The sequence below is a fragment of the Hymenobacter segetis genome (assembly GCF_038448715.1).
GTDB classification, from domain to species: Bacteria; Bacteroidota; Bacteroidia; order Cytophagales; family Hymenobacteraceae; genus Hymenobacter; species Hymenobacter segetis.
Map to the genome: position 1 here is coordinate 1 of NZ_JBCEVZ010000060.1, position 17,574 is coordinate 17,574.

7 protein-coding genes are annotated in these 17,574 nt (G+C 63.7%); 5 read left to right on the plus strand and 2 right to left on the minus strand.

All coding sequences use genetic code 11. The features are described from left to right. The 5 genes from AAFH49_RS18260 to AAFH49_RS18280 all read left to right on the plus strand — a co-directional run. A partial coding sequence (locus tag AAFH49_RS18260; RefSeq protein WP_342300439.1) for a TonB-dependent receptor domain-containing protein occupies positions 1 to 1,300 on the plus strand: 1,300 nt, incomplete at its 5' end. Positions 1,301 to 1,435: 135 nt separating this feature from the next. Further along, a complete protein-coding gene (locus tag AAFH49_RS18265) occupies positions 1,436 to 3,175 on the plus strand; it encodes a T9SS type A sorting domain-containing protein (RefSeq protein ID WP_342300440.1) in 1,740 nt (579 codons plus the stop codon). 309 nt (positions 3,176 to 3,484) lie between these two features. Beyond that, positions 3,485 to 6,943 (plus strand): TonB-dependent receptor, encoded by a 3,459-nt coding sequence (locus tag AAFH49_RS18270; RefSeq protein WP_342300441.1) that lies wholly within the window; start codon positions 3,485 to 3,487, stop codon positions 6,941 to 6,943. Positions 6,944 to 7,068: 125 nt separating this feature from the next. Then, complete coding sequence (locus tag AAFH49_RS18275) at positions 7,069 to 8,322, plus strand: glycosyltransferase (protein WP_342300443.1); 1,254 nt, start codon at positions 7,069 to 7,071, stop codon at positions 8,320 to 8,322. An 86-nt stretch (positions 8,323 to 8,408) separates the two neighbouring features. Continuing rightward, positions 8,409 to 9,674: a lipopolysaccharide biosynthesis protein gene (locus AAFH49_RS18280; RefSeq protein WP_342300444.1), complete on the plus strand. Its 1,266-nt coding sequence runs from the start codon at positions 8,409 to 8,411 to the stop codon at positions 9,672 to 9,674. A 10-nt stretch (positions 9,675 to 9,684) separates the two neighbouring features. Here the strand turns inward: AAFH49_RS18280 and AAFH49_RS18285 are convergent, their stop codons facing one another. Continuing rightward, on the minus strand, positions 9,685 to 13,035 hold the full coding sequence (locus tag AAFH49_RS18285) for a DUF7948 domain-containing protein (RefSeq protein WP_342300446.1): 3,351 nt from the start codon (positions 13,033 to 13,035) through the stop codon (positions 9,685 to 9,687). A gap of 349 nt (positions 13,036 to 13,384) precedes the next feature. Beyond that, positions 13,385 to 17,416 carry a DUF7948 domain-containing protein gene (locus AAFH49_RS18290; RefSeq protein ID WP_342300448.1) on the minus strand — a complete coding sequence of 1,344 codons (4,032 nt, stop codon included), beginning with the start codon at positions 17,414 to 17,416 and terminating at the stop codon, positions 13,385 to 13,387. Between the last annotated feature and the right edge of the window lie 158 nt (positions 17,417 to 17,574).

A 17,574-nucleotide genomic window follows, 5' to 3' on the forward strand; every position in this document is an offset into this window, starting at 1 on the left:
GGAAAATACCTACATGGCCAGCGGCCAGATAGAGCGCCGTTTCAATGGCCGCGACACGCTGGGTGTGAACCAGATAAAGCTGCGCCTGGGCTTCTATGCCGAGGAAAAAAAGCGGGACTATGACAGCCGCTACTTCAACTACGTGGCGGGCCGGAATATTAACCCCAGCATCCGCGAGCAGCCGTTGAGCACCATTTTCAGCGCCGCTAACCTGGACCCCGTGAAAGGCCTGACCCTGCTGGAAGGCACCAACCCGGAAGACCGTTATACCGGCAATAACCGCCTGATAGCCGGCTACCTGGGCACCGTGCTCCCGTTTTCCGACAAGTTCAATCTCTCGGGTGGGGTGCGGGTTGAGTACAACCGCAAGAAGCTCGTATCGGGCCGCACCACCGACGAGCCTTATTCCGAGGAGCGCACGTTCGTGCTGCCCTCTCTCAATGCGACCTATAACTTCAACGACCGCAGCCTGTTGCGCGCCGGGGGCAGCATTTCGGTGAACCGCCCCGAATTCCGGGAAATTGCCCAGTACACGTACTACGACGTGAACAATGACTTCTTTATCGAAGGCAATAAAGACCTGGTGACGGCCCGCATTTACAACGCCGACCTGCGCTACGAGTTTTACCCCACGCGCTCGGAGCTGATTTCGGTGGGTGTTTTCTACAAGTATTTCACCAACGCCATCGAGCAGGTGACGTCCTCGAAGCCCAGCGCGGAGCTTTACCTTACCTACCAGAACGCCAAGCAGGCCTACGACGTGGGGGCCGAGCTGGAAGTGCGCAAGTCGCTGGTGGGCCTCACGGAAAGCGCGTTCCTGCAACGCTTCTCGCTGGTAGCCAATTTATCGCTGATTCACAGCCGGGTGGAGCTGGATTCGCTCAATCCCAACAACCGGAACCCGGTGACCAAGAAGCAGTTTGCGCTGCCGCCCCGTGCCTTGCAGGGGCAGTCGCCCTACGTAGTGAACCTGGGCCTGTTTTACCAGGACACCGAAGCCAAGTGGCAGGTGTCGGCGCAGTACAACGTCATTGGGCCGCGCATCACGTTCGTGGGCGATGTCTTCCAGAACCCTTCCATCATCGAGCTGCCGCGCCACACCGTGGACGTGGCCGTGACCAAGGGCATCGGCTCGCACGTCGAAGTTCGGGCCGGGGTGCAGAACCTGCTCAACCAAGAGGTGCGGCAGTACTACGACTTCGACCGCAACGGTGCCATCAACGGCACGGAGGACGGCAAATCCTTTGCCCGCTACAAGCGCGGCGTCTACTCTACGCTGGGTGTGACTTACCATTTCTAGCCCGCTTGCCCGGCGCGGGTAACAATGGCTTAACCACATGATGGCCAAAAGGTAACCGTGCCAGAAACCACGGCCAGTAGAAACGCTCGGACCTTTGCCTCACCAATTATCACCTCCCCAAATCCTGCTTTCGCCATGAAAAAAATTGTACTTCCCGTTCTGCTCGCGCTGGCTTCGCTGGCCGCTCCCTTAGCCTCGCAGGCGCAGACGGCCTGCCCGGCCACGGCTTCCAACGTGGTCACGGTAGCAGCCCAGACCATCACGACCAACACCACTTGGACGCGCAATAATATTTATCTGCTGAACGGATTCGTGTACGTGGATAACAATGCCACGCTCACCATCGAGCCGGGCACCATCATCAAGGGCGACCTGACCAATAAAGGCTCCCTCATTATCCGTCAGGGGGCGAAAATCAATGCCGCCGGTACGGCTACTCAGCCCATCGTTTTCACCTCGAACCAGCCGGCCGGCTTGCGGGCTCCCGGGGACTGGGGCGGCATCATTCTGCTGGGCCGCGCTCCGCAGAACCTGCCCGGCACCCCCACCATTGAGGGCGGCGTAGTAGGCACCTTCGGCGGCAACGACCCGCTGGACAACTCGGGCGTGATGCAGTATGTGCGCATCGAGTTTCCCGGCGTTTCGTTCATCCAGGACAGCGAAATCAATGGCCTGACGCTGGGCGGCGTAGGCGCGGGCACCACCATCGACCACATTCAGGTAACGGCTTCCGGTGATGACTCCTTTGAGTGGTTCGGCGGCACGGTTAACGCCAAGTACCTGATTGCGATGGCCGGCACCGACGACGACTTCGATACCGACAACGGCTTCTCGGGCCGCGTGCAATTTGGGGTGGCCGTGCGCGACCCCCAGCGCGGCGACTACCCCAACAGCGGCGTCTCAAACGGCTTCGAAAGCGACAACGACGCCACCGGTACCGCCAACACGCCCCAGACCTCGGCCGTGTTCTCGAACATGACCGTCATCATGCCCGACCAGACGACGTACGCGGCACCATTTGCCTCCGCCGCCGGGGCGCTGATTCGCCGCAACTCGGCCGAAAGTATTTTCAATTCTGTGTTTGCCAATCGCCGCTACGGCGTGGTGCTGAACAGCAACTCGGCCAACCTGACGACGGCCAATGCCGCCAGCAACGCGCTTCAGCTGCAGAATAACGTGTTTGCCGGCTACACCCCGCTGCCCGGCCGCGTGGCCCGCGTCACCAGCAGCGCCGGCAACACGGCTGGTTTCAACATCAATACTTTCATCGGCAGCAGCAACGATACCACCCGCACCGTGGCCGGCCTCGGGCTGAACGCCGACAACTTCCAGTTTAACGGAGCCTGCGGCAACAACAAGCAGTGCGCGCCAAACTTTGGCCTGCCCACCGCTTCGGCGCTGAACACGGGCGCGGCCTTCACTAGCGCTAAGCTGACCAGCGCCGGCATCGGCGTAAACAGCACCTTCGATGTTGTGAGCTTCCGCGGCGCGTTTGGCCCGGCCGGCACGGCGCAGGCCAACTGGGCCACCGGCTGGACCAACTTCAACCCCCAAATTACCTGCTATAATACGCCCGGCGCGGTACTCGCCAACCGCGAAGTGGTGAGCGCCCCGCTGCAAGCCCTCACCGTATCGCCCAACCCGACCGATGGCACCGCCGCCACCCTGGGCTTCGACGTGAAAACCGCTACCACCGCCACCGTGCGCGTGGTGGACATGATGGGCCGCGAAGTGGCCGTGGTGCTGAACGGCGGCAAGCTGTCGGCCGGCCCGCAGCGCCTGCTGCTGCCCGCCACGCTGGCTCCCGGCATGTACCTGGCCACGGTGACCACCGGCGACATGGTGCAGTCGGTGCGCTTCGTGGTCGCTAAGTAGTTGGGCTGTCATTCCGACGCAGGAGGAATCTGGGTAAAACCGTTTAACAGATTACCTCAGATTCCTCCTGCGTCGGAATGACAAAGGCTATTCGAATACACTATATATGTGTTGATTAAGGCTATGTTATGCTTGAGCTATGAGCCTGTCCCATTCGTGGGGCAGGCTTTTTTGCTGGGATGGAAGTGGATTTGGTTGTTGCCTTATTGTTACCAACCAGTCTGAGGCATAACAATTTCATGAATCAATCTTCATGTTACCCCCTTGGATACCGCCGGAACTTTGTGGCTCAAACATTCCCCCTTCATCATGAAGTATGTTATTGGAGTGCGAGCTGCTTGTTTCAGCTTGCTTTTTCTGGTCATTCAACACCTGGCTTCGGCGCAGGTAACGACATCCGCGCTGAGCGGAAAAGTGACTTCCGACAAGGGCGAAGACCTCATTGGCGTGACCGTGGTGGCCACCAATATGCCCACCGGCACCAAGCGCGGCACCGGCACCGAGCCCGACGGCCGCTTCACCATTCCGAACCTGGCCCCCGGCGGCCCTTATGAGGTAACGGTAACCTACGTGGGTTACAAGGAGCAGAAGATTGACAACGTATTCCTGACCCTGGGCAATACCACCCGCCTCAACTTCGTGCTGGCGGCCGAGGCCCAGGCCCTGAACGAAGTAGTGGTGGTGGGCAACACCCAGGCCACCAAAACCGGGGCCGGCACCAACGTGAGCGGCGCCTCCATCCAGCAGCTGCCCACCATCTCGCGCAGCATTTCGGACTTCACGCGCCTCGACCCGCGCAACTCCAACGGCTCGTTCGCGGGCAGCTCGTTCCGCTACAACAACGTGACCCTGGACGGGGCCGTGAACAACGACGCCATCGGCTTTTCGCCCTCGCTGGGCGGGCAGAGCGGCACCAGCGGCCTGCCCGGCGGCTCGGCCCGCGCCAACCCCATTTCGCTCGATGCCATTCAGGAGATTCAGGCGCAAGTGGCCCCGTATGATGTGAAGCTGGGCAACTTCACGGGCGGCTCGGTGAATGCCGTGACGCGCTCGGGCACCAACGAGGTGACGGGCTCGGTGTATGGCTACGGCCGCAACCAGAACGTGACCGGCCGCAGCATCGACAGCGATAAAGCCAAAATTGGCTCGGAGTACCACGACTACCAGACGGGTTTCCGCATCGGCGGCCCCATCATCAAAAACAAGCTGTTTTTCTTCACCAACGCGGAAATTGCCCGCCGCCAGGAGCCCCAGTTCTACGGGGCCGGCCAGCCCGGCTCGCCGGTGACGGCGGACTTGGCCCAGGCCATTACCAACAAGCTGAACAACTACAACACCGTGATTTCGAACGGCAACGGCGGCGTGGTTCCCAACGCGACCAATACCGGGCCCCAGACCACCACCGCCCGCTACAACGTGGGCGACTATGGCGACTACAACATCCACGCGAACAGCAACAAGATTTTCGGCCGCCTCGACTTCAACCTGGATGAGAAAACCAGCATCGCGCTGCGTCACAACTTCATCACCTCCGAAGCCACCAACCTGGAGCGCTCGGGCAGCCTGTTCAAGTTCGGCTCGCAGGACTACACGCAGCACAACATTCAGAACTCGACGGTGCTGGAAGTGAAGAGCAACTTCAGCAGCAAGTTCTCGAACAACCTGATTCTGGGCTACACCAACATTCACGACTACCGCGACCTCATCGGCGGGCAGGGCAACCTGTTCCCGGCCGTGCAGATTAACGGCGTGGGCACCACCGTGGGCACGCCCGGCACCGCCACCTACTACGCCGGCTCGAACCAGATTCTGCTCGGTTCCGACCGCGAGGCCAGCATCTTCAACACGCGCCAGAAAACGTTCGAGCTGACCGACAACTTCACGTACTACGTGGGCTCGCACGCCCTCACGCTGGGCACGCACAACGAGTTCTACCACATCGATTACGGCTTCATCAACTCCTGGAACGGCCGTATCGAGTACAACAACGTGAACGACTTCCTGAACGACAAGCCCAGCCGCATCCGCGGCACTTACAACAACGGCACGCAGGGCGACAACTCCTATGCCTACAACTACAACAACCCCTCGGCAGCCTTCAATATCAACTTCTACAGCGCCTACCTGCAGGATGAGTGGAACGTGACCGATAAGCTAAAAATCACACCCGGCATCCGCTTCGACATTGCCTCGCTGCCCACCAAGCCCACCCTGAACACGGCCCTAGTGAACAACCCGCAGAACGATGCCAAAACGCTGAACCAGACCTACTCACACACGCCCTGGAGCGAGCTGAACAACAACTACCTGGGTCAGGTGCAGTTTTCGCCCCGTCTGGGCTTCAACTACGATGTGAAGGGTGACCAGTCGTTCGTGATTCGCGGCGGCTCGGGCATCTTCACCGGCCGGGTGCCGTTTGCCTGGTTCGGCTACGCTTATTATAACAACGGCGTGAATTTCAACTCGGTGGACTACAATAATATTCAGGCGGCCTCCAACACCGGCGTGAAAACCGTGTACCTCAACACCGACCCGAACCTGATTTACGCGCAGTTGCCGCCCGCCAACTACAACGCCACCAACCTGAAGGCCGGCCCCACGGAAGTCAATCTGATTGACAACAACTTCAAGATGCCCAAGGTGTGGCGCTCGTCGCTGGCTTTCGATTTCAAGCTGCCCACGGGCACACGCTTCTCGGTAGAAGGCCTATACACCAAGACCTTGCAGGACGTGAAGTTCCAGAACATCAACCTCACCGACAACGTGACCTACCTGGCCAACGGCCCGACGCAGACGCCCGTGTACTCGGCCCCGGCCGGCGGCAACGCTCGGGTAAATACGGGCCTGTCGAACGCCTTTTTCCTGACCAACACCACTCAGGGCTACCGCTACCAGCTTACCGGCTCGGTGGGCCAGACCATTAATAATCTGGTGGATGCTTCGGTGGCCTACACCTACGGCAAGAGCTACGACATCAGCAACGGCATCCGCAACTCGCCCCAGAGCAACTGGGAGCTGAACCCGGCCCTGAACGTGAACGACCCCGCCCTGGCCTTCTCCAACTTCGACCTGCGCCACCGCGTGGTGGCCTCCCTCAACCTGCACAAAACCTTCGCCCAGCGCTTCACCGGCTACTTCACCTCGGTGCTCACCTACGCCAGCGGCTCGCCCTACACCTGGACGTACACCAACTACAACTTCGGCAACGGCCAGCAGAACAACGTGCAGCTGGCCTACATCCCGGCCACGGCCGGCGACATCGCCATCGTGAGCCGCGTTGATGATAAAAGCCCCTACCTGCTCGATGCCAGCCGCAACGCCGCCTTCAACAGCTTCGTGGACGGCGACAGCTACCTGAGCACCCGCCGCGGCCAGTACACCGAGCGCAACGCCGGCCGCACCCCCTGGAACAACCAGGCCGACATCCGCCTGATGCTGGACATGAAACTCGGTAACTTGGACGCCGATGCCGCCGGCATCACGCCCAAAGGCCACACCCTGCAGGTGTCGCTGGACATCATCAACTTCGGCAACCTGCTGAACAGCAACTGGGGCCGTCAGTACTTCGTGCCCAATACCTTCAACTCGACCTTGGGCACCGGCCTCACGCAAGTGGGCTACATCAACAGCGCCGGCACCGTGGCCAGCGGCTACAACGCCGCTACGTTCAATCGCCCGGCCTTCACCTATGGCACGCCGGCCACCTACTCCATCGACCAGCTGGCCTCGCGCTGGCAGGGCCAGCTGGGCCTGCGCTACTCGTTCTAGTCAGCCCGCTCAGTGCATTTTTAAGCCGCTGCTTCCGTTGGGAGCAGCGGCTTTTTTGTGCGCCGACGCTTGGCTCAGGTAGTACCTTGCAGGCTAATCAACTCGTTTCCTCTTTCGCATTCCCTTTGAAAACGCCCCGCGTTTTGCACCTGCCCAAGTGGTACCCCAACCGCTACGATGACCAGGACGGCGACTTCGTGGCGCGGCACGTGGCGGCCATCGCGGCGCACGGCGGAGCGGAGGTAGCGGTGCTGTTCGCGGCCGTGGCGCGGGGGCCGCTGCCGGGCTTGATTGAGGCCGAGGAGGATTTCAGCGGCCCGTGGCCCACGCTGCGCTACTACTATCGCGCCGCGCCCACCGGCCTGGGTTTGGTTGATAAGCCGCTGAAGCTGCTGCTGTATTTCTGGTGCCTGCTGCGCGGCTACCGGCGGCTGCGGCGGCACTGGGACGGCCAGCGGCCCGATTTGGTGCATGTGCACGTGCTGCTGCGCACGGGCCTATTTGCGTGGGCGCTGCGGGCGGTGCGCGGCATCCCGTTCATCGTCACGGAGCATTGGACACTGTATCTGCCCGAGCGGGCAGGCGGCATTTCGTGGCTGCGCCGGGTGCTCACGTGGGCGGTGGTGCGGCGCGCGGCGGCCATGCACACCGTGTCAGATGGCCTGCGGCGGGCCATGGCCGCACTGGGCTTTGTGAACCCGCGCTCCGTGGTTATCGCCAACGTGGTGGATACCGAGCTTTTCCATCCTGAGAAACCAGCCAAAATCAAAGCAACTGATGTTTCATTCGTTGCTAGCGAAGCAGCAGTTACTGGCAAGGCGGCGTTTCCGCCCACATTGCTGCACGTTTCCGCTTTTCACGACCAGGTGAAGAACATATCCGGCGTGCTGCGGGTGGTGGCGCGGCTGCGCGCCGCCCGGCCCGGCCTGAAGCTGCGCATTGCCGGCTACGGTCCCGATGAGCAGCTGCTGCGTGCCTATGCCACCGAGCTAAACCTGCTGGCCGACGGCACCGTGACCTTCCTAGGCAAGCTGCCGCACGAAGCCGTGGCCGCCGAAATGGCCCGCGCCACCGCGCTGGTGTCCTTCAGCCGCGCCGAAACCTTCGGCTGCGTGCTGCTGGAGGCGCGGGCCAGCGGCTGCCCGGTAGTGGCCACCCGCACCGGCGGCGTGCCCGAGCTTTTTCAGCCCGAAAACGCCTTCGGCCTGCTGGTAAATCCTGATGATGAAATTGCTTTAGAAAACGCTCTGAAACAGTTGATTGGTGGGGAAATTCACTTCGACTCAACCCAACTAAGAGCGGATGCTACGGCGCGGTGTGCCCCGGCTGCGGTAGGGCAGGCGTTTGGCGAATTGTATCGAAAAGTATTAAACGAGTAATAAGAGTACAGAATCGGTACAAAAGCTGATTTTTCCGGCCCCAACAGCATTATGCGCCTTCCATTTCGACCGGCTCCTTCTTTGGTATGATAAAGCGCATTCTCCAGCATTTTGCGGCGCGGGTGCTCACGGCGGGGCTGAGCTTCGCGGTGGTGTGGCTCACGGCGCGCTATCTGGGGGCGGCGGGGCGCGGGCAAGTCAGCCTGTTTATCACCGATGTGGCGGGGTTGTCGCTGCTGGCGGGGCTGGTGGGCGGCTCGTCCTTGATATACCTGGTGCCGCGCCGCAACGTGTGGCTGCTGCTGCTGCCCGCCTACGGCTGGGGCGCGCTGGTGAGCCTGGGCGGGGCGGCCATCGTGGGCCTGCTGCGGCCGGTGGGCGTGGCCTACGTGTTGCACCTCGGGGCGGTGGCGCTGGTGCAGGTGCTGCTGTCTATCAACGTCTTTTTGCTGCTGGGCCGGCAGCGGGAGCGCATGTATAACGTGCTCACCACCACGCAGGCCGGGCTGCTGGCCGTGGCGCTGGCGGTGGCGTTCGGGCCGTTGCGCTGGCTTTCCATTGATGCCTATTACTACGCCAACTACCTGGCCTACGGCCTAACGTGGCTCATCAGCACGGCGCTGCTGCTGCGCCTGCCCGATGCCTGGGGTAGCCGCCGCATTCGACGCCGGGCGGCGGCGCGGGAGTTGGCCCGCCACAGCCGGGGCGCACATTTATCCAACCTGCTGGCCTTCGCCAATTACCGTTTCAGCTACTACGCCGTGGCATACTTGGCCGATACGCGGGCGCTGGGCATTCTCTCGGTGGGCGTGGCACTGGCCGAGGCCATCTGGCTGATTCCGCGCAGCACGGCCCTCATCCAGTATGTGGCGCTGGTGAATGCGCCCGACAAGCGCGAGCAAACCCACGCGGCCTTGCGTGGCAGCCGGCTCACGCTGCTGGCCACGGCAGGGGCCGTGCTGGTGCTGGCCGCCGTGCCGGCCGGTTGGCTGGTGGCCATTTTCGGGCCGGAATTTGGGGCGGCGCACGGGGTCATTATGGCGCTGGCCCCGGGCATTTTCATCAATGGCGCCGGAATGCAGGCCAGCACGTACTTCGCCGGTACGGGTCAATACGGCATCAACAACCGCGCTACGCTGCTGGGCTTGGCCGTGACGGTGCCCGCGTGTTTGCTGCTGGTGCCGCAGCTGGGCATCGTGGGCGCGGCGCTGAGCATGTCGGCTTCCTACGCGGCCGGGGTGCTGTACTTGGTGGGGCGCTACCGCCGGGCTATTGAGGCGACGTGGACGGATATTCTGCCGGGCTGGGCCGATGTGCGCTGGCTATGGCAGCGCGTGGCTTCGAGCTCTTAATTGCGGTTGACTACCGCCGCACTTCCACCCAGCCTTTCAGCTGCTGCCCATCGGGATAAGAGGCTAAATAGTAGTAGATGCCGTTGGGCTGGCCGTCGGCGTTCCATTCGTCGTGGTAAGCGGCAGACTCGAATATCTTCTGGCCCCAGCGCGAAAACACCTGAAGGCGGGGCGCACAGCCGGGACCAAGCTGGAAGGTCTGGTTCTGGCTGTCGCCATTGGGGGTAATGATGTTGGGCACGGGTTTGCGCTCTTTGACCTCTACCAGTGGCGTGGTCGTGGTGGTCTCGCAGCGGTCGAGGTTGTAGCGCAGCCGCACGCGGGGCTGGTAGCTGCCGGGCGTGGTGTAGGTATGCACGGGGCTAACTTCGGTCGACTGCGTGCCATCGCCAAATTCCCAGACCACGGTGGGCGTTGAGGAATTACTGGAGCTAATGAGCGTGAAGCGCAGCGTGAGCGGGACTTGGCGATTTTCGGGGCAGGCCACGGGCTGCCAGCTGGCCTGCACCAGCGGTACGGGCGCTACCGATATGCGCCGGGTAGCCGTGCTGGCCCCCGAGCAGGTAGTATTCGTGACGGTGTAAGTCAGCGTAGCGGTGCCCGTGAACCCGGCCGGCAGCGTGAAATTGAAGCCCGAAGCCACACTGCCCGCCACCCCCGGCCCGCTAAACGTGCCGCCTGCCGGCGTGCCGCTAAGTCGGACCGTTGCCGTGCTGCCAGCACATAGCACGGTATCGGCCCCGGCCGTGAGTGGGGCCAGCACGGTGATGCGGCGGGTGTCGGAGGTCGTACACAGGCCGGTGCTCAGTACCGTATAAGTCACGGTGTTCACGCCCACCAAAGCAGGCGTGGGTGTGAAAACGAAGCCTGTGGCCACACTGCCCGTTACGCCCGGCCCTGTGAACGTGCCGCCGGCTGGGCTGCCCACCAGCGGCACCGGGCCCGCCGTGACGCACAGCGCCTGCGCCGGGCCGGCGTTGGCAATATTGGGCTGGAAGTTGAGCACAAACGCCGCGTTGTTGCAGCCGGCCGGCCCGCCCAGCGTCCCGCTGTTGTTGGTGGTTGAATACGTATTCGCTTCGGGCGGAATGGGAAAGCCCGTGTAGGAAAAGCACGAGCAAACCGCTTGATAAACAACGCCGCGCGGGTCGAAGCGCGAAGTGCCGCCGTCCACGTGCTCGCCTTCGGCATTGGGGTCCACGTGGCCGTAGTAGGTGCCGTAGGTGAGGGCCGTGAGGCCGGCCGAAAACTGGGCCAAGTAGAAGTCGTTGCCATCGGTGTTGCGTTGCAGCGCATCGGCCGTCAGGGGCAGGCCGGTGGTGCTGCCGTTGCCTTCCTGGTAATGGTTGGCGGCCGGGAAATCGGGCAGGTAGCGGCCGTTCACCATGCCGCCCCAGCCGCACACGTACACCCGGTCGCAGCGGTCGACGAGGAAGGCCGTGGGGCTGAGGCTGACCCGGCCTATATTGACGGAATCGAGGCTGCCGAAGGACGTGGTGAGTAGGCTCTGGCCTAGGTTGGCATCGAGCTTTTGAATAAACTGCGTGCCGTTGGCCGTGTGGAACAGGCCGGGCGTGGTCGGGAACTGGCCCAGCGTCTGGCCCAGCAGGTACACCCCGCCATCGGTGCCCAGCTGCAGAAAATACGCCTGGTCGTAGTCGGTGGTGCCCACGTAGGTGGCCCGCAGCAGGCTGGTACCATTGGCCGCGATGCGCACCGCAAAGCCTTCCACATCGCCGTACGGGGTGGTGCGGTAAGCCCCGGTCGTGGCCGGAAAGTTGTTGCTGGTGGTGCCGCCCGCCACGTACACATCGCCGGTGGTTGGCTCCAGCTGGATGGAATACGCGGCATCGGCCCCCCGGCCGCCCAGGTAGCTGGCCCAGGTGAGGGCCGTGAGGGCGGGCGTGAGCTTGCACACCACGCCATCGGAGCTGCCGCCCCGGTAGGTGAGGCCGAGGCCCCGCGTCACCGGAAAATCGGCCGAAGCCGTGTGCGAGGCGATGTACACGTTATCGGCCGCATCCACCAGGATATCGCCCCGAAAAGGGTCGCCGTAATTGTGCACCAGCTGCTTGGCGGAGCTGGAAGGGTAGAGGTTGGGATACAACGGCAGCACGCCGTCGTTGCCGGTGCCGCCCAGATAGGTAGAGCCCACCAGGGCCGTGGCATCGGCGTTCAGGCGGGTGATGATGAGGTCGGAGCCGGTGGGCAGGTCGTAGGGCGCGGCGAAATTGCCAAACGGCTGCGCCGCCGTGCCGCCGCCGAAAATGCGCTGAACCGACCCGGCCGTGGTGGGGTAGTTGCTGGAGCCCGTGGAGCCCAGCACCAGCAGCTCGCCCTGATTATTCACCACCAGGCTATGCGGAAAATCCGGGCCGTTGCCACCCAGGTAGGTGGCCCACACCCGCGCCGCCGGCCCGCTCACGTGGGTGTTGTACTTGATGATGGCAATGTCAATGAGCTGCGCAAACGTGGTTTGGAACGCGCCCGGGCTGGCCGGGTAGCCGGCCCCAAAGGTGATGCCACCCGAGTAGAGGTTGCCCTGCGCATCATAAGTCGCCGTGAAGCCCCAGTTGTCGGAAGTGGCCCCGGTGTAAGAGGCAAACACCACCACCGGGTCGATTGTGAGTGGGCGGGAAGCATCGTAGTGGCCCAGGGCAAAGTGCGCGGTGCGCTCCGCCAGCACGTAGCGGCAGGGCACGGCGTGGCGCTGGCCGGCGGCATCGGTTTGCCAGGCCTGCGGGGCGCGCTCGGTGAGGTTGCCCACGCTGGTTTTCACCACGAGGTTGCCCTCGCCGTCCAGGGTCAGGGCGTCGGCGCCGTCGTGCCGCAGGGCTATGGCAGTGGGGTTGGCTCCCGGAGCCAGTGTGAAATCGTACTCCAGGTGCTGGTCGGCGCTTTCGTACACCCGCGCCCCGATGCCGGGCCACAGCTCGTTGTAGCGCAGCTCGCGGTAGCTGCGCACGTCGGCGGCCCAGTGGCTGGGGTCGGCCCCGAGGAAGTAGCTGCGGTGTTCGGCGGTGAGGGTTTCGGCCGTGAGCAGGGTGGGGGCGGCGTTTTCGAAGTGCAGGGTGAGGGCGTGGCCGCGCACGGCCCGGCTGGCGGCGGGCACATCGCCGGGGACATGCCGGCCGTGGTGCGCCCGGCCGTCATCGGCCAGCAGGGCGAAGGTCAGGCCGTCGGCTTCGGCGAAGAGGCGGCCGCCGGGTAAGGCAGCGGCGTAGCGGGCGTGGGCATCCCACTGGCCTTTGTTTTCGATGAATTCGAGCGTGTGCGCCGTGTGCTCATCGTATCCAGTTGCCTGAGCAAAGCTGCTGAAGCCCGCCAGCAGCCCCAGCCCCAAGAGTAGCAATTGCTTCATACGCCCTAATTGAAAAACGGGGTGTTGGTTGATAACTGCTCGTACGTGCTAACTGCTTGTTCGTACGCATCAAATATCTGCTTATACGCACCAAATGCTTGCTCATAGGTAGTAAATTCTCGCTCGTACATATCAGATACTCGCGCCGCTACTTTATGGTGTTATGATAGTCGTCGCGAAATGGTTTGCGAAAAATGAAGCAGGGTGCGGGGCTTGCTCCCGCCCGCCGTTAAACGAAATCAGGCGAAATCGTTCAACGACGGGCGGGGGCAAGCCCCGCACCCTGCTTCATAATATGTATAAAGCTCAAAAAAGGCCAACCGGCTGGCGCGCTTCGTCCAGCCTGTTGCTACCGCCGCACTTCCACCCAGCCTTTGAGCTGATGGCCGTCCGGGTAGCGGGCCAGGTAGTAGTAGATGCCGTCGGGCTGGCCCTCGGCGTTCCAGTCATCGTGATAAGCGGCGGTCTCGAACACCGGCTGGCCCCAGCGGGAAAATACCTGGAGGTGGGGCGGGCAATCGGGGCCCAGCTGGAAGGTTTGGTTCTGGTTGTCGCCGTTGGGGGTGATGATGTTGGGGATTTTGCGCTCCTTCACTTCCACCACGGGCAGGGTGGTTAGCGTTTCGCAACGGCCCTGGTTGTAGCGGGTGCGCAGGCGGGGCTGGTAGCTGTTGGGGGTGGCGTAGGTGTGCAGCGGGTTGATTTCGGTCGATTGGGTGCCGTCGCCAAACTCCCATATCACCCCAGTATAAGTCACGCTCGATGTGCTGGCCAGCCGGAAGCGCACCGTGAGCGGGGCCAGCCGGGTTTCAACGCAGATTTCGGGAGCCCACGACGGCACCACGTCCGGCACCGGCGCGATGGATACGCGCCGGGTGGCCGTGCCCGTGCAGCCCACATTGGCCACCGAGTACGTCAGGGTGGCGAAGCTGCTGAGCCCGGCCGGCGCAAACTGGTAGCCCGTGGCCGCGCTGCCGCTCACGCCCGGCCCCGACCAGACGCCGCCCGCCGGCGTGCCGCGCAGCCGGAACGGCGTGGTGCTGCCGGGGCAAAGCACCGTATCGGCCGCCACCGTCACCACGGGCAGGCCCGCCACCACCACGCTCAGCACCGCCGATGCCGCGCAAGGGCTGTCGCCCACGGTGTAGGTGTACTGGTAAGTGCCCACCAGACCCTGCGGCAGTTGGAAGAAGTAACCGGCGGCATCGAAGCCCACGCCCGGCCCGGTCCAGTAGCCGCCGGCCGGCGTGGCCGTCAGCCGCTGGCGCGTGAGCGTGGCCGTGCACAAAGCCGGCACGGGCGTGAGGCTGATAACCGGCGTGGGCACCACCGTGTACACCGCGCTGCTGCTGGCCGTGCACGTCGCGGCCGAGCCGGGAGCCGTGGTGGCGACGGTGTAGGTAAGCGTATTGGCCCCGGCCAGCCCGGCGGTGGGCGTAAACACAAAGCCCGTGGCGGCGCTGCCCGTCACGCCCGGCCCGGTCCAGGTGCCGCCCGCCGGGGTGCCCACCAGAGCCGGCGCGGGCCCCGGCGTGCACAGCCGTTGCGGTCCCCCGGCCGACACGAATGCCACCCGCACCTGCTGCGTAAGGGCCACGGTGCAGCCGTTGAAATAGGTATAGGTCAGGGTGTGGGTACCCGCGCCGGCCACCATGGGGTCGAAAAAACCGTTGGCCACGCCGGGGCCGCTGAAGGTGCCCCCGGCCGGGGTGCCCACCAGCGGCACCCGCGCCAGCACCGGGTCCGAAACCGCCCGGCAAAACACGCCCGTGCCCACCGGCGCAAACGTGACTGTGGGCGGAATGCCCACCGTGATGCGCCGGCTGCCCACCGTGGTGCAAATGCCGGTGCTGGCCACCGTGTAGGTAAGGGTTTGCAGGCCCAGCAGGGCCGTGGAGGGCGTGAACACGAAGCCCGTGGCCACGCTGCCCGTCACGCCCGGCCCGGCCCAGACGCCGCCCGCCGGGGTACCCACCAGGGCCAGCGGGCTGGCCGTGGCGCACACCGTCTGGTCGGTGCCGGCGTTGGCAATGTTGGGTTGGAAGTTCAGGACAAAGGCGGCGTTATTGCAGTTGCCGCTGTTGTTGGTGGGCGAAAAAGTATTGACCCCGCCCGGAATCGGAAAGCCTGAACCTGTGCAGGAGCATACCGCCTGGTACACCACCCCGCGCGGGTCAAAGCGCGCCGTGCCGCCGTCCACGTGGTCACCGGTGCTGCCAGTCCGGCCGTAGTAGGTGCCATACGCCAGTCCCGTGAGGCCGGCCGTGAACTGCGCCAGGTAAAAGTCGCTGCCGTCGGTGGTGGGCTGGATGGCCCCGGCGGTTACGGGCAAGCCAAACGTCGAACCATTGTTAACCAGGTAAGAATAGCCGATGGTCTGGTTGGCCCCGCCGCCCCAGCCGCACACGTACACCCGGTCGCACTGGTCCACCAGAAAGGCGGTGGGGGAGAGGGAAATATGGTTTAGATTACGGGAATCAGTGCTGCCGAAGGCGGTCGAAATGAGGCTGCTGCCCAGGTCGGCCGCCAGCTTTTGCACGAACAAGGTGCCATTGGTGGTGCCGAAAGCGCCCGGCGTTCGGGGGTAAGCGCCCAGCGTTTGGCCCAGCAGGTACACGCCGCCATCGGAGCCCAATTGCAGGAAATGGACCTGGTCGTAGTCCGCCGTGCCCACGTAGGTGGCCCGGCTCAGGCTGAGCCCATTGGTGCTGATGCGGGCCGCGAAGCCATCCACGAAGCCGGGCGTGGTAGGCCGGTAACTGCCGGCCGTGGTGGGAAAATTGGTGCTGGTGGTGCCGCCCGCCACGTACACATCGCCGCTCACGGGCTCCACTTGCAGCGAATAAGCCGCATCGGCCCCGCTGCCACCCAAAAAGCTGCCCCACACCAGCGCCGTCAGGGTGGGGTTGAGCTTTAATACCAGCCCATCGGTGGCCCCGCCGTGGTAGCCGCCCGCCAGGCCCCGCGCCACCGGAAACCCGGTCGAGGCCGTGTGCGAAGCCACGTACACGTTATCAGCCGCATCCACCACAATATCGCCCCGGAAGGAATCACCGTAGTTATTCACCAACTGGCCCGCCGATGGCGACCAGGCGAAGGACAGCACGCCGTCGTTGCCGCTGCCGCCCAGGTAGGTCGAGCCCACCAGCGCCGCGCCGGTGGCATTGAAGCGGGTTATCACCAGGTCGGTACCATTGGGTAAGCTGGTATTGCCGCCGCCGCCATAAGGGTCGGTGTAAGTCCCCCCCGCGAAAGTGCGCTGGATGGCCCCGGTGGTGGTGGGGAAGTCGGTGCTGGAGGTGGCCCCCAGCATCAGCAACTCGCCCTGGCTGTTCACCACCATGCTGGTGGGAAAGTCGGCGTTGCTGCCGCCCAGGTAAGTGGCCCACACCCGCGCCGCCGTGCCGCTCACGGCCGTGTTATATTTAATAATGGCAATGTCGGTGATGCCCGCAAACGTGGTGCGAAAAGCCCCCGGACTGGCCGGGTAACCCACCCCAAACACAATGCCGCCCGAATACAGGTTGCCCTGCGCATCATAGGTCGAAGTAAAGCCCCAGTTATCCGCAAACGACCCCGTGTAGGTCGAAAACACCACCACCGGGTCGATGGTCAGCGGCAGTTGCCGGTCATAAGTGCCCAGCGCAAAGCGCACGGTGCCATCGGCTGCCAGCCGGTAGCGGCAGGCTACGGGGCGATGCTGGCCAGCGGCATCGGCTTGCCAGGCCTGCGGGGCCCGCTCCATGATGCGGCCCACGCTGGTTTGCAGCAGCAGGTTACCGTTGGCATCGAGCTGCGCCTTTTCGGCCCCGTCGTGGCGCAGCACGATGGTCGTAGGGTCGGCCCCGGCGGCCAGCTCGAAATCGTATTCTAATTGCTGGTCGGCGCTTTCGTACACCTGCGCATCCACGCCGGGCCACATGCCGGCGTAGCGCAGCCGATGGTAGCCGCGCACATCCTGCGCCCAGTGCTTCGGGTCGGTTCCCAGGAAGTAGTTGCGCCGGTCGGCGGTGGCCTCGGCGGGCGTTATGCTGGCAGTAGAGGCCGCGCCCACAAAGCGCAGCGTCACGGCATGGCCCCGAAACACTGAGTCGGCTGGAGTGGTGGGCTGGCCGTTGGCGGGCTCGTGGTGGGCAGTTGCGCCGTGATGAGACAGGGCGGACGCATCAAGCAGCGCGAAAGTCAGCCCATCAGCTTCGGCGAAAAGGCGGCCGCTGGGCAGCGCGGCCACGTAGCGGGCATGGCCGTCCCACTGGCCTTTGTTTTCGATAAATTCGAGGGATGGGGTGGCCGCAACTGGTGGATTTGCGGGTTGCGCCTGGGCGCTGGCGGTCAGGTTGCCGAGCAGTAAGGTGGCCGCTAAGGGTAACAGTAGCTTCATTGAAGAAAAGGGGAAAGGAATTGCAACCGGTAAAGATAAAGGGTTGGGCTGCTGAATACCGGGCGGTACCTTGGAGCTTCATTGCCTGCTGCTGCGCCGACGGAGTTAGTGCCCGCTTTTTCTGTTTCAGCGTCGCGCTCCGTGGGCACCAAATCGCC